General features: G+C 59.7%; 22 protein-coding genes. 16 read left to right on the forward strand and 6 right to left on the reverse strand.

The genetic code is table 11. From position 1 onward, the window contains the following. The first annotated feature begins 269 nt into the window (after positions 1–269). The 5 genes from JO965_RS39480 (at position 270) to JO965_RS49790 (ending at position 3,038) form a co-directional block, all read left to right on the forward strand. On the forward strand, positions 270–461 hold the full coding sequence (locus JO965_RS39480) for a hypothetical protein (protein WP_203447212.1): 192 nt from the start codon (positions 270–272) through the stop codon (positions 459–461). Between the two features lie 222 nt (positions 462–683). Beyond that, the gene (locus tag JO965_RS39485) at positions 684–1,448 is read left to right on the forward strand and encodes a hypothetical protein (RefSeq protein WP_203447213.1); all 765 of its coding nucleotides are present in this window, start codon (positions 684–686) and stop codon (positions 1,446–1,448) included. A 174-nt stretch (positions 1,449–1,622) separates the two neighbouring features. Then, the gene (locus JO965_RS39490) at positions 1,623–2,273 is read left to right on the forward strand and encodes a hypothetical protein (RefSeq protein WP_203447214.1); all 651 of its coding nucleotides are present in this window, start codon (positions 1,623–1,625) and stop codon (positions 2,271–2,273) included. 20 nt (positions 2,274–2,293) lie between these two features. Continuing rightward, positions 2,294–2,746, forward strand: coding sequence for a hypothetical protein (locus JO965_RS39495; protein ID WP_203447215.1), 453 nt, complete (start codon positions 2,294–2,296; stop codon positions 2,744–2,746). Then, positions 2,712–3,038: an XF1762 family protein gene (locus JO965_RS49790; RefSeq protein ID WP_371827008.1), complete on the forward strand. Its 327-nt coding sequence runs from the start codon at positions 2,712–2,714 to the stop codon at positions 3,036–3,038. Before JO965_RS39495 ends, JO965_RS49790 begins: the two co-directional genes overlap by 35 nt. Here JO965_RS49790 and JO965_RS39500 read toward each other — a convergent pair. Continuing rightward, positions 3,026–4,060, reverse strand: a complete 1,035-nt coding sequence (locus tag JO965_RS39500; RefSeq protein ID WP_203447044.1) for an IS630 family transposase — start codon at positions 4,058–4,060, stop codon at positions 3,026–3,028. The genes JO965_RS49790 and JO965_RS39500 overlap by 13 nt on opposite strands. 566 nt (positions 4,061–4,626) lie before the next feature. Between JO965_RS39500 and JO965_RS39505 the strand changes: the two genes are divergently transcribed. The 9 genes from JO965_RS39505 (at position 4,627) to JO965_RS39545 (ending at position 12,408) form a co-directional block, all read left to right on the forward strand. Beyond that, positions 4,627–4,857, forward strand: coding sequence for a hypothetical protein (locus JO965_RS39505; protein WP_203447216.1), 231 nt, complete (start codon positions 4,627–4,629; stop codon positions 4,855–4,857). A gap of 409 nt (positions 4,858–5,266) precedes the next feature. Further along, positions 5,267–5,686, forward strand: a complete 420-nt coding sequence (locus JO965_RS39510) for a thermonuclease family protein (protein WP_246777266.1) — start codon at positions 5,267–5,269, stop codon at positions 5,684–5,686. 200 nt (positions 5,687–5,886) lie between these two features. Then, entirely contained in the window at positions 5,887–6,522 is a 636-nt protein-coding gene (locus tag JO965_RS39515; RefSeq protein ID WP_203447217.1) for a hypothetical protein, read from the forward strand. Beyond that, entirely contained in the window at positions 6,515–6,742 is a 228-nt protein-coding gene (locus JO965_RS39520; RefSeq protein ID WP_203447218.1) for a hypothetical protein, read from the forward strand. Before JO965_RS39515 ends, JO965_RS39520 begins: the two co-directional genes overlap by 8 nt. 39 nt (positions 6,743–6,781) lie before the next feature. Then, positions 6,782–7,681 carry a hypothetical protein gene (locus JO965_RS39525; RefSeq protein WP_203447219.1) on the forward strand — a complete coding sequence of 300 codons (900 nt, stop codon included), beginning with the start codon at positions 6,782–6,784 and terminating at the stop codon, positions 7,679–7,681. A gap of 120 nt (positions 7,682–7,801) precedes the next feature. After that, a complete protein-coding gene (locus JO965_RS39530) occupies positions 7,802–9,157 on the forward strand; it encodes an IS1380 family transposase (protein WP_203447220.1) in 1,356 nt (451 codons plus the stop codon). 414 nt (positions 9,158–9,571) lie between these two features. Beyond that, entirely contained in the window at positions 9,572–10,207 is a 636-nt protein-coding gene (locus JO965_RS39535) for a helix-turn-helix domain-containing protein (protein ID WP_246777239.1), read from the forward strand. After that, a complete protein-coding gene (locus tag JO965_RS39540) occupies positions 10,140–11,291 on the forward strand; it encodes an IS110 family transposase (protein WP_203445034.1) in 1,152 nt (383 codons plus the stop codon). The genes JO965_RS39535 and JO965_RS39540 overlap by 68 nt, the downstream gene beginning before the upstream one ends. Before the next feature lie 571 nt (positions 11,292–11,862). After that, complete coding sequence (locus tag JO965_RS39545; RefSeq protein ID WP_203447425.1) at positions 11,863–12,408, forward strand: transposase; 546 nt, start codon at positions 11,863–11,865, stop codon at positions 12,406–12,408. Between the two features lie 323 nt (positions 12,409–12,731). Here JO965_RS39545 and JO965_RS39550 read toward each other — a convergent pair whose 3' ends face one another. The 3 genes from JO965_RS39550 to JO965_RS39560 all read right to left on the reverse strand — a co-directional run bounded on the left by JO965_RS39550 (position 12,732) and on the right by JO965_RS39560 (position 16,387). Further along, positions 12,732–13,232 (reverse strand): hypothetical protein, encoded by a 501-nt coding sequence (locus JO965_RS39550; protein ID WP_203447221.1) that lies wholly within the window; start codon positions 13,230–13,232, stop codon positions 12,732–12,734. Between the two features lie 91 nt (positions 13,233–13,323). Then, positions 13,324–13,857, reverse strand: coding sequence for a hypothetical protein (locus JO965_RS39555; RefSeq protein WP_203447222.1), 534 nt, complete (start codon positions 13,855–13,857; stop codon positions 13,324–13,326). 70 nt (positions 13,858–13,927) lie between these two features. After that, the gene (locus JO965_RS39560) at positions 13,928–16,387 is read right to left on the reverse strand and encodes a hypothetical protein (protein WP_203447223.1); all 2,460 of its coding nucleotides are present in this window, start codon (positions 16,385–16,387) and stop codon (positions 13,928–13,930) included. Between the two features lie 286 nt (positions 16,388–16,673). On the opposite strand from JO965_RS39560, the gene JO965_RS39565 reads away from it, so the two are divergent. Beyond that, positions 16,674–17,378, forward strand: a complete 705-nt coding sequence (locus JO965_RS39565; protein ID WP_203447224.1) for a hypothetical protein — start codon at positions 16,674–16,676, stop codon at positions 17,376–17,378. A gap of 98 nt (positions 17,379–17,476) precedes the next feature. Here JO965_RS39565 and JO965_RS39570 read toward each other — a convergent pair whose 3' ends face one another. Further along, positions 17,477–19,708 carry a fused MFS/spermidine synthase gene (locus JO965_RS39570; protein ID WP_203447225.1) on the reverse strand — a complete coding sequence of 744 codons (2,232 nt, stop codon included), beginning with the start codon at positions 19,706–19,708 and terminating at the stop codon, positions 17,477–17,479. 94 nt (positions 19,709–19,802) lie between these two features. Further along, complete coding sequence (locus tag JO965_RS39575; RefSeq protein WP_203447226.1) at positions 19,803–20,906, reverse strand: outer membrane protein; 1,104 nt, start codon at positions 20,904–20,906, stop codon at positions 19,803–19,805. Here JO965_RS39575 and JO965_RS39580 point away from each other — a divergent pair. Further along, complete coding sequence (locus JO965_RS39580; RefSeq protein WP_203447227.1) at positions 20,905–21,318, forward strand: hypothetical protein; 414 nt, start codon at positions 20,905–20,907, stop codon at positions 21,316–21,318. The two genes, JO965_RS39575 and JO965_RS39580, sit on opposite strands and share 2 nt — an antisense overlap. Positions 21,319–21,435: the final 117 nt, after the last annotated feature.

Raw genomic sequence — 21,435 nt, forward strand, 5'->3', positions numbered from 1 at the left:
CTCCATGAATTCCTTGGATTGTCTCTCGAAGAGTACACTCGCTGGGTGAAAGAGCCCGCCTCCATCGAACAGATCATCTGGTCCAAGCCCGCATAAATGAACCTGATCGAGTGAGGGCTTGAGGCATTGCGGTCTCGCCCTCCTCCGTTTTTCAGGCACTCGCCGCAAGGTCGGCGTCGCCTACTACCCTCTGGCAGCTCGCCTGCCGCCTCATGAACCCACCTCCGAGAAGCTGCTCGCCATGATCCCATGACAAGGGAGGTCCACCCATGCCCGACAACACGGCCCTTCTTGAAGCCATCGATGTCCTGAAAGACGCTGCATCAGGTTATGCTAACGCTACAAAGCTCGAGAAGGCCTCAGACAGTCTCCTTGACATTCTTCTAACCGACCGAGCCCTCCCGGCAAAAAGTTCGCCTGTACCTGGAGATCCAGGAGATACGTCGAGGCTTCCACGATGAAGCCCGTATCCGTGGTCTGTTGGCCCTGGTCGGCCGGCTGAACGATCCGATCCCGCGACGACGCCGATTGCGATCGCGCAGCCGGAAGAAGCCAGATCCCAGACGATAAAACTCAAATCAAAATCGCTCTGGTAAAAGCCAACCGGGCCTATCGGCCCAGCCCATTTTCAACGGGGATTTTCACCGAGAATGAGTAAGAGCCCTCGTGGTGGTACTGCGGTGATGGCCCACCGTCTTGGCCAAGATGCCGACCACGCCTTGCCCGACGCGGATCAATGGAGGAAGCTCGATCTGTTCCCGACGCCACCGTGGGGGACAAGAGCGCTGTTCAAGTATGTGATGCCGGCGCTTCAGCTTCCGTCGCGTATTCGAACTGTTTGGGAACCGGCCGCGGGTTTTGGCCATATGAGTACGCCGCTATCTGAATTCTCGCAGATGACTCTCGCGACGGACATCTATCCCTACGGTCCACACCTCGACGCCCAGATCGATTTCACAAAGGCTGATCCGAATACGGCGCTGGTTGATTGGGTGATTACCAACCCGCCCTTCGATCATGCCTACGAATTCCTCGAGCAGGCGATGCGGATCGCCCGGATGGGAGTAGCCTTCCTTGTCCGCCTCGCATGGCTGGAAAGTCAGGGGCGATATAACAGCCTGTGGACGCAGACCCCTCCTTCGGTTGTCGCGGTTTTCACCGAACGGCTTCCCATGTGCCTTGGAGGGTGGGATCCGAAACTCTCTACGGCGACGGCCTACGCCTGGTACGTCTGGACGCGAGATGACCAGGGCCAGTGGCCGCGAGTGCAGACCCAACCATTCTTCATCCCGACGTTCCTCATTCCGCCGGGCTGCAGGGAAAGCCTCACGTTGGCGACGGACTTTGTGCTCGCCGAACGGTTTGTGCCCGGATGGATCTCCCCTACAGCGCGAAAGCGGCAGGAAAAGCTGCAGAAGCGGGCGATACGGTTAATCGCGGCAGAGTGATGTCGTTAACCACACAATGAATCCAGCAATAGAAGGCAGTTGATAGTCTGTCGGGGCGATAGATTGCCCGGAGTAAACAGGGGATAATACGCCTTAGAAACTGTAGTCAACGTGTGAACAACTTTCGATCTGAACCGGTGATCTGAAACAGGGACTAAACCCCAGGAGCATCACATGATCGGACGCCTCGCGAGCCGCCGTATGTCACTTGAAGCGACCCTCTCCGTGATCGGGACTGCCGGTCGCAAAGATGATGCCTCCCGCATGTCCGGGTATCTCTACGAGCTGATGATGCGGGAGACATTTCGGGCTATAAACGACTTCGACATCCGGCATGGAATTTCCGGTGGCGCAGCGTGGGCCGATCATTGCGCGGTCACTTCGTTTCTGCAGGGCGCGCTCGAAAGCCTCACGCTCTACATCCCGGCCGAGTTCGACGGTCGCCGCTTCATCCCTGATGCAAACATCCAGTTCAATCCGGGAAAGACGTCGAACTACTATCATGACATCTTCTCCCGCGCGTTGAACCGCGACACGCTTCGGGACTTGGCGGTGGCGCAGGAGCGGGGCGCTCGCTTCGTCGTGAACCCCGGCTTTAAAAATCGGAACAGCGACGTCGCCCGGTCCAGCGCGATGCTCTGCTTTACCTTCGGTACATCGGCAGCCGCTGCTGTAGACTTCCGCCCGGGCGACACCGGATTCCGTGACGGCCGCGCCGGCGGCGTAAAAGATGGCGGGTCCTTTGATACTTGGGAAAAGGCCACCTCGCAGGTCGTGAAACGCCACGTCAACCTGTTCAGGTTGGCGGAGGCCATTGTTGCGTAAATATGAGTGAGATTTTCGCTATGACACAATCAGCCGAATGGACCATCGTCCGACGCCCGATGTGGGAAACCGAGACCATGCATGTCTTGTGGTACCAGGGCGAATCCCGCATCGCGATCTCAGAAGAGGAGAAAACGCCGGGAAACAGTCTGTTGGCCAATGTGATCGTCGATCGGCTCAACTCGGGAACTGAGATCGACGAGTATCATGAGAGCGGCGACTGGATCATTGACCGCCCGGTGGGCACAGATCCTGACGACAACGGTGTTCTCATCTTGGACATCGACGGAGATGTCCGGATCGAAATTCTCGACTCGGAAGACGAAGAAGAAAACGTGCGGCTCGGCATGAAAGTCGCGATGATTCTAAATACAACCGACTTCTCCAACCTGGCCTCGCTCCCTATCGTTCGCATCCCTCCAACTCTACCATCTCCCTTTGGCCAAACGCTTCCAGTTCGAAATCACGGATAAGGCTACGGCGAACGCCGTGGTTAGGCAGCTACACCGGCATTCGCCCGAGATCGGCGTGTCGGTGCGGCAGATCCTTATCCGAGATCGGCAATCCCATGACGTAATTGGCGTTGGGATTCTAGGCCGCCCTGTCTCCCAAATCCTTGACGATGGTCTGACCCTTGAGGTCAGCCGGACAGCGACGGACGGTACGCCCCACGCCTGCTCTGCGATTCTCGGGGCTTTGGCTCGGCAAGCCCAATCAATTATTGATGCGGCCCTCATTGTCTTGATCTTGGATCATGCGGCGTAGCGGACTGGTTTATGGCGGAAGTAGCTTCTGACGCGCGCGGGCAATTTGGACAGCCTGCGCATGTGGCTGACGGTCGCCCGCTTGAGCTGCTGTTTGCTGCGCACGGGCGCCTTGCGGGTGACGGCCTGCTTCAGGTCGGCGTTCAGGCTCTCATCCGGGTTCAGTTCCGGACTGTAGGCAGGCAGGTAGAAGACCTCGATCTTGGTTCTATGCGCGGCCAACCAGTCGCGGATCTGGCCGGCCCGGTGCACCTGCAGCCGATCCAGAATCAAGAACACCTTGCGCCGGACGTCCCGGATCAGGCGCTGGAGGAAGCGGATCAAGGCCGCGGCATTCACCGCCCCATCGAGAACCATCCACCGCAGAGCGCCGCGGTTGCTCACCGCAGAGATCAGGCTCAGCCCGGCCCGCCGGTGGCAGACCCGGACCACCGGCGTCCGGCCCCGCGGCGCGTAGCCGCGACCGCGCACGTCATCCGAGCGCAGACCGGTTTCGTCGCCCCAGAAGATGGTGCCGCGCACCCGGCGGGCCGCCGCCACGAGCGCCGGGTAATCCCGTCGCAACCAGCGCCGCACCGCGGCCGGGTTCTGTTCGTAAGCGCGCCGCAACGGCTTCTGTGCGGTGAAACCCCAGCGCGCCAGGTATTTGCCCACAGTCCGTACGGCCAGCACGACCCTGCAGCGCTGCCGGATCACCTCGCGCACCGCCGCCCGGCTCCACAAGGCAAACGGCAGTTCCAGCTCGTCCGGCGTATGCCGGCAGATCAGCCACCGCACCTCAGCCTCTTGGGCCGCATCCAGCAGCCGCTGCTCATCCGGCTTGCGCCCGCGCGGCTTGTTCACCAGTCCCTTCGCGCCCTCCGCCGCGAACCGCTTGCAGATGTCGAACACTCCGGTCGGCGAGAGCCCGACCTGCGTCGCGATCGCTCCGTAGGTCAGCCCGCGCTGCCGCAGCCCAATCACTTGCCGCCGGCGCTCCTCTTGGGCCGCCGCAGGCAGCTTGCGCATGTCCACGTGCTTCATACCAATCAAGCTGGAGCTACCTGAGGCTCCTTCAAGACAATGAGGGCCGGATCAATAAGCTCCGAGGTCACACAATCTATCGGCTAACGACCTATACCCGTATATCCGAGACTGGAGCCTCACTTCGAGCAGCTGGCTGGCGATTGGACATTCAGCACCACTCGCGGTTCGTTCGCCACGGGCTTGGAGTCAAACGGGCGATCGTCCCCATCGAGCCTAAATCTTGGGCGCACCGGTCCCGCTCCCGCCCCATGCGAAATCTCGGTGAACCGCGCCTGCGGTGGATCAAGCTTCTTCCAGCAGCTCACAATGACAACGCCGCTTTCGAAATGGGACGTGCGGCGGCCTCTGCCCGAGCAAAGATTTCAGCCAATCCGTTCTCGTTCCCCGTTCTGCGGAACGACGGCGTATCCCAAGTTGACTTCATCGGCGGCGATCTTTGGGAAATTTGGCGGGAAGGCTACCGGATGATTGCGCCATCATGACCCGCGGCCCCTGTCACCTACCAGATCGGAAGGTTCCCACGGAGGGGCTTCCGGGTCGGAGAGACTATCGAGGTCGGCGGAGTGAATATCTCCCCGACGGAAGCAACCGGAACTTCGGATTACCTTTTGGTGCTGCAAAGCGAGTTCGAGCGATTCCGCGAAATTCATGCCGATTATATGGCCGGGAAATTCGGCGACCCTACTCATCCGCAGGTCATTTGGCTCTATGGCTGGTACGCCAGTGCCGCCAGGCAGATTGAGCAAGCGATCGCGGCCGAGCAGTCTCGCCTCACAAACCTATCAACCCCTTGAAGGAGGATCGCGAACCATGACGCAGTCCAACCGGTTCACCGCCGATGATGCCAGCCCTAGTCCCCTCACCTGCCCTCGATGAAAGGACACCAGCCGGATCGATATCGCCGCTTTGGTCTGGGTTCGGCAAACGCCAGACGGGACCGATCCCGATGCTGCGGAAGATCAAAGTCATGACTGGGACGATGGCAGCCAGTGTGTCTGTCGTTCCTGTGGCCATACTGGAACCGTGGAGCAGTTCAGGATATCGACTTAGTTTCTGATCTGCCCCGTGGATGAGGCTCCGCACAATAGTGATCCTCATCCGCAATCTCGCTATCATTCCTCCTCGTTCGCTCAACCCCGCAAATCAAACATGCTCAGAATTTCAATCGCTCTCACGGCAATCGCTTTGTCTGTCACCCCTCTTATGGCTCAATCCATTACTGGCCGGGCCGGCGTGATCGACGGAGACACCATCGAAATTCGGGGATCGCGGATAAGATTCCATGGCGTTGATGCCCCGGAGAGTGCCCAGACATGCCAAGGTGCTGACGGGAAAGCCTACCGGTGCGGTCAACAGGCCGCGCTGGCTTTGTCCGACAAGATCGGGGCCTCGAATGTCACCTGTCAGCAAAGGGATATCGACCGGTACCAACGCGTTGTGGCCCAATGCTCGGTTAATGGTACCGACCTCAATGGATGGCTGATCGAGCGGGGCTATGCTCTTGCTTACCGTCAATACGGCACGGACTACATTCCTCAGGAGGAAGCGGCTCGGAAGGCCAGGCGTGGCCTCTGGGCGGGATCTTTCACCTTGCCATGGGACTGGCGCCGTGGGGAACGGTAAACCTCAACTCCTATGCCAGCTCGCGGCCCGCAGAGGATGAGTATCCTTTTGCCTCCGTAAATCAGCGAAGGAGCGGGCAAAGACTGCGGTCTAACTCTGCATAAATCGTGTTATGGTGCGGCAAAGGGAGACCGCACCTAAGAACGCGGAAATTCATAGTTGGGGCATTAACCGTGTTGAATTTCAGAAACTCCGGGAAGGTGGCGGTAGCCGCCTTTATTCTCTCGTCCGTCTCGACAGCCGCACTGGCGATGGAGATCCGTGAGCCTAGCCCGAGTCATGTCTGGGAAGCTGCAGAAGATTTAACTTCTGCCGCGCTCGGAACCCCGGACACCGATGACATCGTCTTGACCCTCGCCTGCAACCAGAAGGGCTCCATCGACGTCATATTTGCCAATTACGCGCCGATGCCAGAAGGCAAGCAAGGCGATGGCGGTCCTGCAGGAATCACGCTCCGACGTGCCGGCAAAGAAGTGAGCCTCAAAGGATCGCTTGTTGAGAACGTTAGTACCGGCGAATGGGACCTCTCGGTTCAGCAACCCGTAAGGCATGCCCTCTTCGATCTTCTCAAAGGTGACCTCATTGCTGAGATCGAAAAGGATGCTCAGTACCAGAAGCCTGGGGGACAGCGAGACTGGATCTCGCTTAAAGGCGCGAAGACAGTCATCGAGAAAGTCCAGGCGCGCTGCTCCGGTGCGACGCCACCAAGCGGATCAACCATGTCCTGGAGTGCCGCTCCCAAAGAACAGGTCGCGCCCAGCCAGAGTTCAGCAGCTAAAGCTCCTGGGAGTCGAGATTGGATGCGGCGCAGGCTGCCGATTTGCATACGTGGCTGATGTCTCTACGGGCCAGGTCTACAACTTCCCACTCGGCGGTGAGGACAACATGTACCTCGACCTGCATTATCGCCTGAACAGCCGCCTCGTGGTTGCTTTCTGGCAGGACGGCGGCCGCTGCATGAGGGAAGACATGGAATGGGCCGGACAAACCTTCAAGCGCCACGGTGAGAGGGACATCGGGCCAGAAGAAGTCTGTTTCCAAATGCAGCAGCAATAAGCAAGCATCCCAGCCGCCACTACAATCGAGCCTATCGTCATGAAGCTTCTTTTCAAATCGGCAACCGCCGTCCTTCTCCTCGCCTCTACCTCTGCAATGGCACTCTCCGATACAGATCGGGAAGCAGCCATCAAGGCTGCAAAAGCCGGGCCTGTCGGCCGCTACATCGAATGCGGCGTCGAGATGGGAAGTCCCGTCGAGCTCGACGTCACGCCGATGGACCTGAACGCCGACGGTGTAGAGGAGGTCATGATTACGGCCAGCCACGAGAATGGCGGCGCGGCATGCTTCAGCCATCTTGGAATGAACAAGACCCTGATGATCAGGAACCGTAAAGGCGAGTGGATAGCTAACCTTGGGTTCGATGCTCAGGAGATTAAGGCTCTTCCTGACCGGTCCAACGGGTACCAGGATCTTGCGGTGGACCTCGCCGGGGATTGCTGGCCAGTCTGGCGGCACAACGCCACTGAATATCACATCTACAAGCAATGCCAGAAGGGGAAGCTGGTCATCGCCTCTTCGTGGAAAGCTGGAGGCTCGCAGCCGAAGAGACTCGAAGATACCCTCGGCTGGGACAATGACCAGCTTTACATCCACAACGGCTCGGGGATGTACGTCAACATGGGAACCGGGATCATACGATATGCCGCTCCGAAAGAGTCGATCGCGGGTACCGTAAAGGAAGGCACCGTTCTGTTCCGTGGCGAGTTCAAGAACGCCCCGGGTCTCGAGGCTCGGGGAACAGTCAACGGGACCGCCTACGTTTTCAAAAAGGGGTGCGAACCAGCTCCATATCAGGTCTCGGGGACGTACAATGCGTGGTCGGTGACCATGAAGGGGGCCGCGCCCCGTCGAGCCAAGGATTCATGTGCGGTCCTGGAAGCGACCAAGAACAGCCCGCATGCTGTCCTCAAGTTCGAAGCTCCTCCGGATTACTAACCCATCTTATGCACGAGACGACTGGGAAGGGCTGGCGGATGTAGCTTAAGCAGTTGAAGCAGCGTAGGATTTGGTTGCTGACACCGATCCTGTACTCCCTTCAAGGCTGCCACACCCGCCATGACGGACGATACAACCGCGACGTTCCTGTTTCCAGCCGTTGGCCGCAAGAAGATCACCGCCGCTTTCGATGGTGGGCGCCTGTCATCAGACGGTGGCGTCCTGCTCCTGGCGCAGGCCGAGCGCCGGCTTGGGATCGCCGAGCGGCTGGCGCGCGTCATCCCGGATCGGCGTGATCCGGAGCGGATCAAGCATGCGATCCCGGACATGATCCGCGCCCGCATCTTTGCCATCGCGTGCGGTTATGAGGACTGCAACGACTTTGGCCCGCTGCGCTCCGATCCGGCGTTCAAGCTCGCCTGCGGGCGCTTGCCCGAGACGGGTGCGGATCTCGCCTCGCAGCCAACCCTTTCCCGCCTGGAGAATACACCGACGATCCGCGACGCGATCCGCCTGACCTATGCTCTGATCGATCAATGGATGGCCAGCTATGCCACACCGCCTCATGGCGTGGTGCTGGACATCGACGACACCTGTGACGTGGTGCACGGGCATCAGCAACTGTCGCTGTTCAATGCCCATTACGACGAACGCTGCTTTCTGCCCATCCATGTCTACGACACGCAGACGGGCCGGCCTGTTGCGGTTGTGCTGCGCCCCGGCAAGACGCCCTCCGGCCGTGAGGTGCAGGCTTACCTGCGACGCCTCGTGCGGCGCATCCGCACGCGCTGGCCGACCACGCAGATCACGATCCGCGGCGACAGTCACTATGCCCGTCCCGAAGTCATGGACTTCTGCGAGGCGAATGGCCTCAGCTACATCTTCGGGCTGACCGGCACCCGGCCGCTCACGGCCAAAGTTCAGGATATGGCCGATGCGGTGCGCACCCAACGGGCGCTGGAGGACTGCGAGGTCGTTCGCGGTTTTGCCGAGACGAAACACCGGGCTGGAAGTTGGTCGTGCGAGCGTCGCGCGGTCGCTCGCATCGAGGCCACCCGCCTGGGGCTCGACATCCGCTTTGTCGTCACCAACCTGATCGGAACAAGCCCGCAGATTCTCTACGAGAGCCTGTACTGTGCCCGAGGCCAAGCGGAGAACTGGATCAAATTCCACAAGACCCAACTGGCCTCCGACCGGACTTCCTGTCGGCGAGTGGTGGCCAACCAGGTCCGGCTGGTGCTGCACACGGCAGCCTACTGGCTGATGCTGTCGGTGCGGGATGCCATCCCAACTCTGCGCGATCTCGCCCGGGCCGAGTTCGCGACGCTGCGCCTTCGCCTGCTCAAGATCGCCGTGCGGGTGCAGGAAAGCGCCAGTCGCATCCGGCTGGCCTATGCCTCGTGCTGTCCGGAAGCGGATCTCTTCCGCCGTCTTGCGGGGGCTCTCGCATCCAGGCCACGGACGGCCTCGCCATGAGCGAGGGGGCAGCCATCGCCCTCATCAACCCGTCGTCCCCGCCAACGCGTTCCCCACGTTCCAGACCTCGCGGCGGTGAAAGAAACGCAGCGGATCGGCACGCCCGGGCTGCAAATCAAATCATCCCAACCAACTCTGGTGAATACGATGGGCTAAGCGATGCCCATGAGATGGATCTACCTTCCTCCAGCAGCCTATTTGGCCTTCGCCGTCTATGTTTGGATTGATTTCACCCACACGGCTCCGGATGGCTTAGGCAATCTTGGTCTGTTCCTGGCCACCTATCCTGTAGCTGTCGTGGGGGTAGCTCTCACATGGGCTCTGGGCCAGTATGGTTTTGTGCTTATTCCAAGCGGACTAAGTAGATCGCCATAAGACTTGCAACGCAGGAGCTGCGGGTGTTCCCTGGGGAGCATGCAACGACATGATCACTCTCCCGAGACGTGGCTCGATGAGGCGGATCGCAAGCGGCTTGCCGCAGCGCTTGCCGGCGCCCGTGAGGCGCGGGTGTATCGCCGTCTCGAGGCGCTGCTGCTGGTGGCCGAGGGCCATTCTATGGCTGAGGCAGCCCGCCGCTGCCGCGTCAACCGCTCCAGCGTCCACCGCTGGGTGGTGCAGTACAGGGCCGAGCATGAGACCACGGCACTGATCGACCGGCCGCGCAGCGGGCGTCCACGCCTGCATCGCCCGCTCACGCCACAGCGACTAGCCGCGGCCCTGGCGCGTGACCCGCGCCGCTGCGGCTATCAGGCCACGAGCTGGACGGTGCCGCTGCTGGCGCACGACCTGGCCGCGAAGGGCCTCGCCGTCAGCCCGCGCACGCTGCGGCGGCGGCTGCACGAGGCAGGCTATCGCTGGAAGCGGCCGCGCTACGTCTATGTCGCGCGCGCGCCTCATCTGGCGCAGAAAAAGATCTCATGGGCCAGCGACCGCCGAACTGGTGAAGTAAGGCGGTCACCTCACCTCACCCTGGAGGCCGCTCATGTTCTCCTCTCCCTCAGCCGACGCTTCAGTCTCGGACAGCACCCACACGATCTTTCTGGCGCTTGAACTCAGCCGCCGCTCCTGGCTGGTGGCGCTGCACGCCCCCGATGCCGCGAAGATCGAGCTGCATCGGCTTCCCGCCGGTGATGGACAGGCGGTGCTCGACCTGCTTGCCCGCATCCGGACCCGCGTGGAACGACGCACCGGCGTGAGCCCACATGTATCGTGCTGCTACGAGGCCGGCCGCGACGGGTTCTGGCTGCACCGCCTTCTCGAGGCGCACGGCGTCAGCAGCCATGTCATGGACCCGAGTTCGCTGCAGGTCGACCGCCGGGCCCGGCGGGCCAAGACGGACCGCCTGGATGCCCAGGCTCTGCTGCGGGCGCTGATGGCCTGGTCTCGCGGCGAGCCGAAGGTCTGCTCCATGGTCCGCCCACCGTCACCGGACGAGGAGGATGCGCGTCGCCCGAGTCGCGAGCGCGCCACGCTGCTGCAGGAGCGCATTCGCCTGGTCAACCGGATCAAGGGGCTGTGTGCGACGCAAGGAATCGACGACTACGAGCCGCTGCGGCCGGATCGCCGCCTGCGCCTGGCGCAGCTGATCACGGGAGATGGCCGGCTCTTGCCGCCGCGGCTGTCGGCGGAGATCGCGCGTCAGCTCGATTGGCTTGAACTCGTGCTGCGGCACTTGGCCGAGGTCGAGACGAGGCGCGATGCCGAAGCGGCGGCGGCACGAGCCGCGTCCTCGTCCAAGCTTGGGACCTTGCTGCATCTGAGGGGGATCGGCTCTGAGATTGCAACTGTCCTCGACAAGGAGGTGTTCTACCGATGCTTTGCCAGCCGGCGCCACGTGGCTGCCTATGCCGGGCTGACGCCCAGCCCGTTTGCGAGCGGCCGCCGCTCGCGCGAGCAAGGCATCACCAAGGCGGGCAACGCCCGCGCCCGCAAGGCGCTGATCGAACTCGCCTGGCTGTGGTTGCGCAACCAGCCTGACAGTGCACTGGCGGCTTGGTTCCGCAGCCGTGTGGGGTCGGCCACTGGGCGGGTCAGACGCATTGCAATTGTGGCGCTCGCCCGCAAGCTGCTGATCCTGTTGTGGCGCTATGTCGAAACAGGCGCCCTGCCAGCCGATGTGGCCGTGAAGCCCTGAACCCGCTTGCGCGCTGGCGCGGGAGTGTCAGCGCGTGATGTCTGAGGGGAGTGCGACCGCGTTGTCCCCCCTGGCTGGAACAATGCCGCGAAAAAGAATGGTCGCGCTCACCCCGGAGCCCGTTCCCGACGCATGCGGGATTATGGTCAGGGCTTGGGCCCAACCGGATATAAGGTGATGCGGACGAGCGGTTCGCATGAGCGCCATCGGGCTCAGCCTCGGACGTCACCGCAAACTGTCGAATCCCGACCGTGATTTGACGGACAGTGTCGGAGCGAGTTGCCCTCGGGCAGTCTCCATGATGGCTTGGACCTTCGGCCGGCCCTCAAGCCCTGCGCCTGCGGCGCACCGCGAAGCGGCTGCGGGACTTGACCGCCCGCCTCGCCCAAGCTGAGAGCCGCCATGCCAGAATGGCAGGCTTTGAACTCGGCTTCCTTTGGTTCGACCCTCTCGGCCAGGTCAAATTCTGACTTCGATCCGGCACACCGCCTGCCAGCGCTTGACGTATTGGCCCATATAAGGGGGCCTGATCCGGCGGCTGAAGGCGGGCTGGCACAGGGGCGATCGGCTGCTGTGCCTCGACTGGACGCTGCTGCGGCTGTTTCCGCCGCTACGGGCGGCCTGGGCGCTCAAGGGCACGCAGGCGGTTGTGCCGATCACCGGCCGCAATGCCAAGCGGGTGCTGTTCGGGGCGATCGACCTGCGCAGCGCGCGCCGCGTGGTGCTGATCCGCTCCCACGCCGGTCAGGCAGACGCCCAGGCGTTCCTGCGCGCGCTGCGGCGCCGCTACCGCGGCGCCGGCTGGCTCTGGCTGCTAACCGACCGGGCGAGCGCCCACACTGCCCCGCAGACCCAAGCGCTGGCCACGCGGTTGCGCATCCGGTTCGTGTGGTTGCCCCAGCAGGCGCCCGAACTGAGCCCGATGGATCAGCTCTGGCGCGAGCTCAAGCGGCTGATTGCGGCCAACCGACAGGCGGCGTCCATCGATGCCCTCGCCGCCGATGCCGCGGCCTGGGTTCTGAGGTTGACGCCGCAACAGGCGCGTCGCAAGGCTGGCATGGCATCCAAACACTTCTGGCTCCGAAAGCTGTTGCAGAACTTTTGGCGACCTACTTAGGGTACTACACTGCACACGCAATCTATTTCTGGCCGGCGGCTCTGATCACAGCCTATTTGGTCTACGTTGTCTGTTCGGCGCTAGGATGGCTTTGGCGATGCATATTGAGAGCACGCCAAACAGGGATTTGACACGGCCACTTCGATCGGAATGCGGTTCGGAAGCGAAGCAACCGCCCGCCATGGTGGCCGTAGGAAGGAACGCGGCTTGACCAATTGCTGAATCCAACGGCCGCCGTGGGCAGAGATTCCGCTGTGCCGACCATTAAAGCCGCAGAGCATTCCGGCCTGCGGCTTTTTCTATGTCCGCCTTCTCAAACCCGTCTAACGGGCAGACTTTGGCAGGAATTGGAGGATTCCCTCGGGCCGATCGATCGTTGGCTGCTCAACCCGATCCTGAACCTTATAGCCCAACGTCCGCGCAAACTCGGCGGCCCCTGTCATCATGGAATCGAAGATGCGGCCGTGACACACGGCAAAGTATTGAGCCATCGAAATCTCGTTGGCGTGACCGTAGCGGCCTTCATCATCCAGGGTCAGGAAGTCGACGAGATACTTTCCCTCAAAGGGTGAAATGACTGCCGGCACCTGCTTTGAGCAGAACACGAAGGCCCTGCTCGTCCCTGGCGCCCGGGTCTTCTTCTTCGGATTCTGCATTGAGTAGGACCAGGTTTCACCCTCAATACGGAAAAGCACCCCAGCCGAGTGGAACAAGACCGGTTCGGAATACTCGATCGTTGGAGTCACGCACTCGCCGTGCTGGCACCAGTCTGGCAACGGCTTCGCGATAGGCTTACCCGGCATACGCGCCTGTGTTTGCGCCATCGCTCCAGTAGCCCCAGATGCGAATGTCGCCGCCACGAGAACACCTGCGGCTATCGATTTACAACGTAACACGATGGTCCACTCATACCGTTCAGTTCAGGCCGACGACCTTCAGGGCTGCCACGAGTTCCGGATGCATCTCAAAAATGTGGCCGGACTCGTCATCGGTGGCTGCGAGATCCTTCACAAGGACGCTCATGAAGAACTCACGGCCGTTTTGATAGGTTTCAAACGTCAACCCGAGTTCCCGGCCAACCTCTTTACCTAGCCCACCGTACTGACGGTTTGCGGTTGAGTAGCTGTCCCAGCCAGCAACCTCAGCCAGTTCGTGCGCCGTCATCGGCTTGATCGCGTTTGCCCTCAGCATCTTCTCATGGTGCTCGCTGAGCCGGTGGCCCGCAAAATAGTTCACGTACTCCTCTGTCGTCGCAACATTTGGAAGCCTTCGCTTCTTTGAGCTCTCCGCAAAACCCGCATCCACGAACGCTCTTGCCTTAGCGAAAGCGTCATCAAGAGTCTCGCCGTCGGCAATGTGAAGCCGCTTTACACCGACGAACACGCCAACCTGAGGCGTGCCCCGCAGCATGGCTCCCCGGAGGAGCCTGCCCCTATAGGTCTGATCCATAATTAGCCCCGTTACCCACCTGGCTCACACCAGGACGTACGTTCCCCTCTACCACGAGAGGATTTCATGCTCACGCAGCATTTGGTATTGGCTCGATGGATAGTTCGTGCAGGAAGCGTTCGTAGGCATCGGCTATGGTGGCGACGATCATGTAGATTGGTGCCCCCTCCCGGCAGCGGACAAAGTTTCCTTCTGCGGCCTTGATTAACCTGCCTAAGAGACCCCGGTCGATCTTATACTCCAGCCCCTTTTCCAGATCGCGTATCAGATCCTCCGACAAAGCGAGGGCGGTCAGGTCGGTACCCTCAGGAGCGAGCCCCGCTCGGACGTAAAGCCTTGAAAGGTATAGGATCGAGCATGACGCCTCGGGGCCTGCCACCTCCAGCAGTTCGTTGGCTCGTCTTGTTAGGAAGAGCGCGAGAACCCTTTCGACACCATAGACTGTTCCAACCCGCAGATCGTTATGTACGGCGACGATAAACTCAGTGCTCTTTGGACCTAAGAATATTTGGTCCGCTCCTAGAGCTCCATACTCGTCCAAATGGGCACATCGAACGATGATTTCCTTATCTTCATCGCTGCGCTCGTCACCGAAGATCATGAAGCTGTCCTGCGATCTCAAAGCCACCAAGTTCAATGGTGCAACATGAATCTCTGAGCGTTTGAACAACCTATGTGCCGCTGCCGTGAGATCACTAATGGCTTGAGGAATCGGAGCTACACTGGTCCAGCCATCTTCGCTCGATGCAAGGGTATATACAAAGTCTTTGATCAGATCCGCGATACTAAGGTTCTCAATCTCCTCCCCACGAAGCGTTAGGCTGGACACGACGGCCGGAATTGGCACCCCGTTGACCCACCCGCGCAGGAAGAGGAATGGCTCAACACAGCGGAAAGACTCGATGTCGTCGAGGTCAAGCCACTGTGGCCCTTCCTTCTTATACCGGAGGACCTCTAACTTCTCGATCGCGACCTCGCCACCATCCAGAACATCTGAGCAGTAGCCTTCCATAAAGTCATAAAGATCGATGGATTGGACATCTATCTCCACTGGCATCGGCTGGAACAGCATGGTGGGGGAGTAAGGCTCACCCTGGTCTGGCCAAAGATCAGCCGCCTCAATGACAGGTTCAAGAACAGTATGGTTGGTCTCGAACGCCGACACGGCGACGCGGGCTGCTTCCCAATCCCCAGTCACAACCTTTCGAACCGAGCGGAGAACAAAGTTAGGAACCCGGATCCTGATCTGAATTTGCCCATCGAAGCTAGTAAGGCTGCTCGCCAACGACTGGAGATCAGAAACCACCTGGCTCATGATCACTTCACCAAGCCGTTCATTGAGGCTGGTGTGGCGCACTCCCAGAACATGACAAACTTGGATGTCTAACAGAAGCGGCGCCATGTATCCCGCATCCAGCGCCAAGCTGAGTGTCCGCCTTAGACCGGCGCAAAGGCTGAACGCCCGATTTCCTACGTGGCTGATCCGGACTTGCGCGCGGCGTACATCCGCGGCCCCATTGCCAAATACTGTGGCCGGATGCGGAATCTCAGGATCAAGCGCCAAACTTGCAACATCCAAGATGTCCGGTGACGCATGCTCGGCTACAAGCTCTGGGATACGCAGGCCAGGAAGAGGCATAAAATTGTCTTCAGACTTGAGCCTGCGAATATCTGAATACGCGATCAAACTCGCTGAACGCAGGATCTCACGTCTGCGAAGATCTTCATGGCTGTCCTGCCCCCGCTCAATACCGTCGTCCTCAAACCAATTGCCTGGTACGAAGGGTCCCACAACATAGGCCGGTCCTGCTGTCCCGTCGGCGTCCTCGAAATCGCCCAGATGGCCGGAGTAAGACTCGATAATCCCACTAAAGGCGCGGACAACTTCGTCTTGCGATCCGGCGCTACCCCTCACGTGGCATTCGACCCTGACCGACTCCGTGCTCAGCATCTTTAGCCCTGGCTCAATTTCCTCCAACTCACCCATGCTCTCGAGAAGATCATTGCCAATCGCACCCGCGCCCTGATGAAGATTGAACACGTCACTCAGGATGAGAATGCCGCAGGCGCCAATGATCTCTTGCAGCACTCCGCCTTCGGACTCAGCCGCGGCCAGAACATCATGCACCATCCGGATACAATCAGGCGTCCCTGATCGAGAGGAAATATACTCGATCCCGCGCTTGATTACCACGAATCCCAGGATCTTGCCTGCCGACTGAGCCCGGACCAGTGCATGGCTCCTGAGGTCTCGTCTTGCATGTTCGAGGATATCGATCGTTCGTTCTTTCAATTCCTCTGAATTTTCTAAAGTTGCGTAGGCATCAATGATGCTACCGACCTCATCAGGATCCCAAACGCAGCCGATGTCCATTTCTAGGTCTAGTGACTCGACCTCTGCATCGACAGGGACTTCAATGTATCCTGATAGCCGCCGCTCTAATTCGTTCACGGTCGCCGACGGGGCGCCCGCGGTACGCCTGATTTCAACAGGCAATAGGACGGCAGGAGAATTGGCTCCAGTAAACATCAGGTATCATCCTCCTGTCCTAGAAGTTCGCTCTGCAATTTTCGTCCACCAAGATAGCCGGGTCAATCTTAATAGGGACTTTCAGGCAGGATAGTGGCCTGCCGCGACGTGCCTGGATGGTGTTTCACCCGCGTGATAACTTGGCACCCTTCCGAGCAACACCTAAACGTCTCAGCTCAATAGCCTTTGAGGCTCTGAACCTTCTTCCAGCTTGCTCAAAACTAAAGCGAAAACCCCAATGCCCTGTTCGCTCTGGCGAGGCATCACGGCCACAAGGGACAAGCAAATGAACCTAATTTCCTGCACCCTCACAGGCATCGATCGAAAGACAGATCTCGCACGGGTCGCTCAACTTTCGACGACCTTTCCCCAGGCCGAGTTCGCAATTCTGTTTTCCCCAGAACGCTCAGGCCAACAGAACAGATTTCCAACAGTCCAGCAGATCCATACCCTGCTCACCGCCGGACCAATCAAATGGGCCATCCACCTGTGCGGGAGGGCAGTGCCCGATTTCATTCGAGGGGCGGTCTCAGGAGAGGGAAGTGGGGAAGATCAAGAGGTGTTTCGGCTCGCCACTCATCCAGCCGTTTCCCGGATCCAACTGAACTTCGCATTTCGAAGAGCGACGTTTTCCCTCTCGGAACTGGATTCTGCAATCCAATCTCTAGCCATTCCAGTCATCACCCAGGAGCATCGGGCAAACGAAGGGGTTTCACTCGCGATCAAGGCACCGAACCACCAAGTCCTCTTTGATGCATCTGGCGGCCGTGGCATCGAAGCCGCCGAATGGTTACCGCCCCTCAATGGCAAAATCTGCGGGTTCGCCGGCGGCTTGGGCCCGGAAACGCTCTCGGGTGCGCTCCCAGCCATCAAACATGCTTGCGCTGGTCAACCCTTCTGGATCGATATGGAAACCCGCATCCGGGATCGGGATGACTGGCTCGATCTCGATGCATGCGAGCGGGTTTTGGAAATTACCCAAACCACGTAGCGGAGCGGATCTAGTCTCAGACGGTTATCCAGTAAAAGAAAGGCGGCGGTGCCGCTCACCGCCGCCTGTTTTCATTCGAGCGTCGCCAATTCCCGACGTCAATTGGATGCTTCAACACTTCTCCCAGGCTGAATTAAAACTTCATCCATCGCCGGCCCAAACCACTTGTCATTGATCCCCTCAATGATGTTCGAGTAATCATCTGTCCAGGGGGAGCGGGCATAATCGGGCCGGATCAGTTTCCACGTCTGGGCAATGTCTCCCATGTCCTCAGCCCTATGGCCGATCGCCAGAGTGATACTCGCCCCGGTCGCCTCACCACTAGCCTTTGTCGCACCGGCATAGGTAACCAGGCCCGCCTCGGCCGCAGCTCGTGCAACGATTGCTCGCAGGTCCAGGTGCCGGTTGGAAATGTGCATCACGACGACCCCATTCGGGCTCATCCGATCCAGATAAGAGCGGATTGCCTCGACAGTGATTAGATGAGCCGGAATCGAATCCGATGAGAAGGCGTCCAGAAAGATCAGGTCAAAACGATCTGCCTCTTTCTGCAGCGTAAGCCTTGCATCGCCATGGACGATCCTCGAATTGGGCGCACATTTCGCCATAAAGGCGAATTGGGACGGGTCGGTGGCAATCTCCGTTACCACTGGATCGATCTCGAAGAAGGTCCAATTCTCGCCAGCCTTGATCGAACAGGCAATGCTGCCACTCCCCAGCCCGACCGCCGCAACCCGATTGAGCCGTCCCCCCTGAGCACGCCGAACTGCCTCAATCCCAAGGACGTTCGATCCAGCCGACGCGTAATAGGTCAGGGGCTCGGGCCGGCCGGTTACCAGCTTGCCGTCCGGAGTCCGGAGCCTGATAGCCCCATGGATCGTGCTGCCATGGCGAATGTACCGGAACTGTCCGTCCGGCGACTCATAGACCTTGTTGACCCCGAAGAACGATCGATATGAGGTTGTCCCGACCACCAGATCAGACAGGACCGTTACGGTAAGGGCGCAGGCAGTTCCAACAAGGACCGTACCGACGGCCTTTCGCCAGGTGAGGATCAGCAGGATGATCAGCAACACCCCTGTGATAAATAGGATTGTTTCGCTCAGCCGATCGACCAAAAGGATCAAAACGCCGCATCCCACCAGCAGGATAGCTGCAGCGATGCCCGGATAAGCTTCCTTAGAGGTGAAGTCCCTCCAAGCAACCTTGCGCCCGACGAAGAGAGAGGCTACCAGAAGGATGGGGTACTCGAGAACTCCGGAGAACAGGGCTGGCGCCAAAAGGCCACTGAACACCCCGCCCATCACCCCGCCGGCGGACATCCAGACATAGAACGAGGTCAAGTTTCGGGCCGAGGGACGGCGCTCGTAAAGAGCTCGATGAGCGATAAGAGCGCTGACGAAGAAAACCACTAGGTGGAGCCCTGCTAGAGCCAGTGTCTCGGCCCCTTTCAGAAGCATCAGAAAAACAAACGCGATGCCCCAGACCTGAATTGCCTTCAACTTGCCCGACGAGGCAAACGACCTCTCGCGGAACGTCATGATGAAAGTCAGCAAGAACAGCGCTAAGGGGAGGACCCATAGGAAAGGAGCAGAAGCCACATCGGTCGCGATATGGGCAGTGACTGCAACCAGCAGACCAGACGGCACCAGGGCAATGGCCATCCATGCCAGACGGTCTGACCATCCTACTGCGATCCGTTCAATCTCATCCGCGGCGATGGTCTCGCTGATACCTCGCCCCCGGCGGATCAGGAAAAACGCGCAAAGACTGACGCCCGTCGCCAATAAGCCGTAGAGCGATGCCCAGAGAAGGCTTTGCTCCCCCAGCCGCAGCCACGGCTCGATCAGGAGCGGATAGGATAGAAGGGCAAGGAAAGACCCTGCATTTGAGGCGGCATACAGGAAATATGGATCCGACGATTGCTTGTCTCCGACCTGGCCGAACCACGCCTGGAGCAGCGGGCCATTTGCAGATAAAGCGAGAAACGGCAGCCCGACTGACAAAGCGAACACACCCAAAAGCCAGATCGCTGTCGGGCCTGACGGCTCTGGGCTCCCGAACGCAACGACCGAGATCGGAAGTCCTGCCATGGCTAGGGCCAGCAATGCCACATGGACCGCGACGGCGACGCCCCGGCGCATGCGCGTGACCAGCAGGTTTGCATAGGCATAACCCGCCAAGAGCAGAGCCTGAAAGAAAACCATAGCGACCGACCAGACCGACGGCGAACCACCCAAAATCGGGAGCACCATCTTGGTGAACATCGGCTGCACACCGAAGAGCAGGAACGCAGACAAGAAAATGGTGGTGGCAAAAAGGGGAAGCATCGTCGAGGCATCCGCGTCTATGGAACTGTGCTTATTAAGAAAAAGGCCGAGCGCTATGCCCGGCCTCCTTTCACCATCATGAAATGGCGGCAGCTCACCATTTGAAGTTCAGGCCGGCGCGAACGACATTGCCCGTGTTGTCGCTGCGGACATGGTAATCAGCGACTTCGCCCGCGGCCCCGACATCGTACTTGGACGTGCCGAGATTGTAGTAAAGATACTCGAACTTGCCCGTCAGATTGTTCGTGATGGCGTACTCAGTGCCGGCGCCAACGGTATAGCCGGTGCGGGTTTCGTCGCCGTTCCCGCTGATAGGCTCCAGAGGAGTCACGACGCCTCTCGCGGTCACGGTGCCCTCAACGGTGGCACGGTTTTGCACGTCGCCGAAGGCTAAGCCGCCAGTTCCATAGACAAAGAACCGATCCGCCGCCACGCCAACGCGGCCACGCACAGTGCCCAGCCACTCAAGGCTGTTCAGGACCGTCACGGTTCCGTTGGCGGTGTATGTCGCGCCCTCGACCGTGCGGGGCATATTCAGAGCCTTCACGTCGTCGAGATAGCTGATGTCTCCTTCGACGCCGAAAACCAACAGGCCGGTCTGCCAGTTGTAACCGGCTTGGGCACCGCCAATAAAGGTCTGGAAATCGTCCTTCGGGCGAACCCAGCCGCCGAGCTCTGAGACAACGGTGTCGCTGCCGAAGTGCCCCTGCCTCTCACCATAAGCCAGGCCCACGTTGCCACCGACATATGCACCGGTCCAGACGAATCCCGGCTTCAGGCTTTGAACCGCGGACGGCAGAATCGACGAAAACGACGGCGCAGAAAGATCAGCGGCGATCGAAGAAGTGCTGGCAAGAGCAAGCGCGATTGCAGCGGCGAAACCCTTCAGATGATTGTTCATGATTTGCAAAACTCCTGGTGTTCGATAGGCCGCTGTTATCCGATCACCCCGGCTCTGTCTGCAATAAATAGGCATGATACGAATTAAAGTGCGGGAAAGTTCATCGGCTTGGTAAAGGACCGCACGACTTCCCTGACGACCAACCCGGCTTGGATGAGTCCTCTCCAAAATCGCCCGCAGCAGTAATCCCTTGTCCACCGATTGCTGTGTGCCGTCTCTCGACAATCCGCATGAGGTCTTCAATAAGCTCGCTGCAGTCGGTTTAATTCGCATCACGACGATCAAAGGAAGAATCATGAAGTTGAAGTTCGGCCTCGCTCTGGCCGCCCTGACCCTCGCTACCTCGCCTGCTATGGCAAGAGATCCGTTCGCAGGCGGGTATGGAGGCAATGACGGTGTCTGCGCAAAGAATGTATCCTGCAGCTTGGAAATCGATCCCGTCGCTGGCGGGAAGTCGTACACTGTTGTTTTCGAGGCGGAGCAGCAGGGTCGCAGCCCAGACGGTCTCATTACGCGCAAGACCCTCTGCAAAGTCACCGCGCAGCTGGCACGGGACGGTAAGCGGCTCAAAGGCGCGTTCCCCGATGGCCAGCCGATCGAGATCGCCCTGGCAGGTCCTGCCACTGTAGCGGTGAGCAAAACCTCAACCCGTCCTTGCGGCGTGCCGTTTTCGATCAGCGGCAAGTACGAGAACTTCGTGGATTACTGAGCTTCGCGACGGTCGCCTGATCAGGTGACGCTTCCATGTAGCCAGCGTGGCTATCAGGCGAGGGAGTTGGAAACACCCCCCGCCTTCTCTTTTCCGCTGAGTTGATCGTTCCTCAGC

The organism is Microvirga sp. VF16 (genome assembly GCF_016864375.1).
GTDB lineage: Bacteria > Pseudomonadota > Alphaproteobacteria > Rhizobiales > Beijerinckiaceae > Microvirga.

What these genes read in the sequence shown, in the direction of transcription:
- JO965_RS39480 (WP_203447212.1), top strand. Translation starts at nt 270, where the DNA reads ATGCCCGACAACACGGCCCTTCTTGAAGCCATCGATGTCCTGAAAGAC.
- JO965_RS39485 (WP_203447213.1), top strand. Translation starts at nt 684, where the DNA reads ATGGCCCACCGTCTTGGCCAAGATGCCGACCACGCCTTGCCCGACGCG.
- JO965_RS39490 (WP_203447214.1), top strand. Translation starts at nt 1,623, where the DNA reads ATGATCGGACGCCTCGCGAGCCGCCGTATGTCACTTGAAGCGACCCTC.
- JO965_RS39495 (WP_203447215.1), top strand. Translation starts at nt 2,294, where the DNA reads ATGACACAATCAGCCGAATGGACCATCGTCCGACGCCCGATGTGGGAA.
- JO965_RS39500 (WP_203447044.1), bottom strand. Translation starts at nt 4,060, where the DNA reads ATGAAGCACGTGGACATGCGCAAGCTGCCTGCGGCGGCCCAAGAGGAG.
- JO965_RS39510 (WP_246777266.1), top strand. Translation starts at nt 5,267, where the DNA reads ATGGCTCAATCCATTACTGGCCGGGCCGGCGTGATCGACGGAGACACC.
- JO965_RS39525 (WP_203447219.1), top strand. Translation starts at nt 6,782, where the DNA reads ATGAAGCTTCTTTTCAAATCGGCAACCGCCGTCCTTCTCCTCGCCTCT.
- JO965_RS39530 (WP_203447220.1), top strand. Translation starts at nt 7,802, where the DNA reads ATGACGGACGATACAACCGCGACGTTCCTGTTTCCAGCCGTTGGCCGC.
- JO965_RS39535 (WP_246777239.1), top strand. Translation starts at nt 9,572, where the DNA reads ATGCAACGACATGATCACTCTCCCGAGACGTGGCTCGATGAGGCGGAT.
- JO965_RS39540 (WP_203445034.1), top strand. Translation starts at nt 10,140, where the DNA reads ATGTTCTCCTCTCCCTCAGCCGACGCTTCAGTCTCGGACAGCACCCAC.
- JO965_RS39550 (WP_203447221.1), bottom strand. Translation starts at nt 13,232, where the DNA reads ATGGCGCAAACACAGGCGCGTATGCCGGGTAAGCCTATCGCGAAGCCG.
- JO965_RS39555 (WP_203447222.1), bottom strand. Translation starts at nt 13,857, where the DNA reads ATGGATCAGACCTATAGGGGCAGGCTCCTCCGGGGAGCCATGCTGCGG.
- JO965_RS39560 (WP_203447223.1), bottom strand. Translation starts at nt 16,387, where the DNA reads ATGTTTACTGGAGCCAATTCTCCTGCCGTCCTATTGCCTGTTGAAATC.
- JO965_RS39565 (WP_203447224.1), top strand. Translation starts at nt 16,674, where the DNA reads ATGAACCTAATTTCCTGCACCCTCACAGGCATCGATCGAAAGACAGAT.
- JO965_RS39570 (WP_203447225.1), bottom strand. Translation starts at nt 19,708, where the DNA reads ATGCTTCCCCTTTTTGCCACCACCATTTTCTTGTCTGCGTTCCTGCTC.
- JO965_RS39580 (WP_203447227.1), top strand. Translation starts at nt 20,905, where the DNA reads ATGAAGTTGAAGTTCGGCCTCGCTCTGGCCGCCCTGACCCTCGCTACC.
- JO965_RS39575 (WP_203447226.1), bottom strand. Translation starts at nt 20,906, where the DNA reads ATGATTCTTCCTTTGATCGTCGTGATGCGAATTAAACCGACTGCAGCG.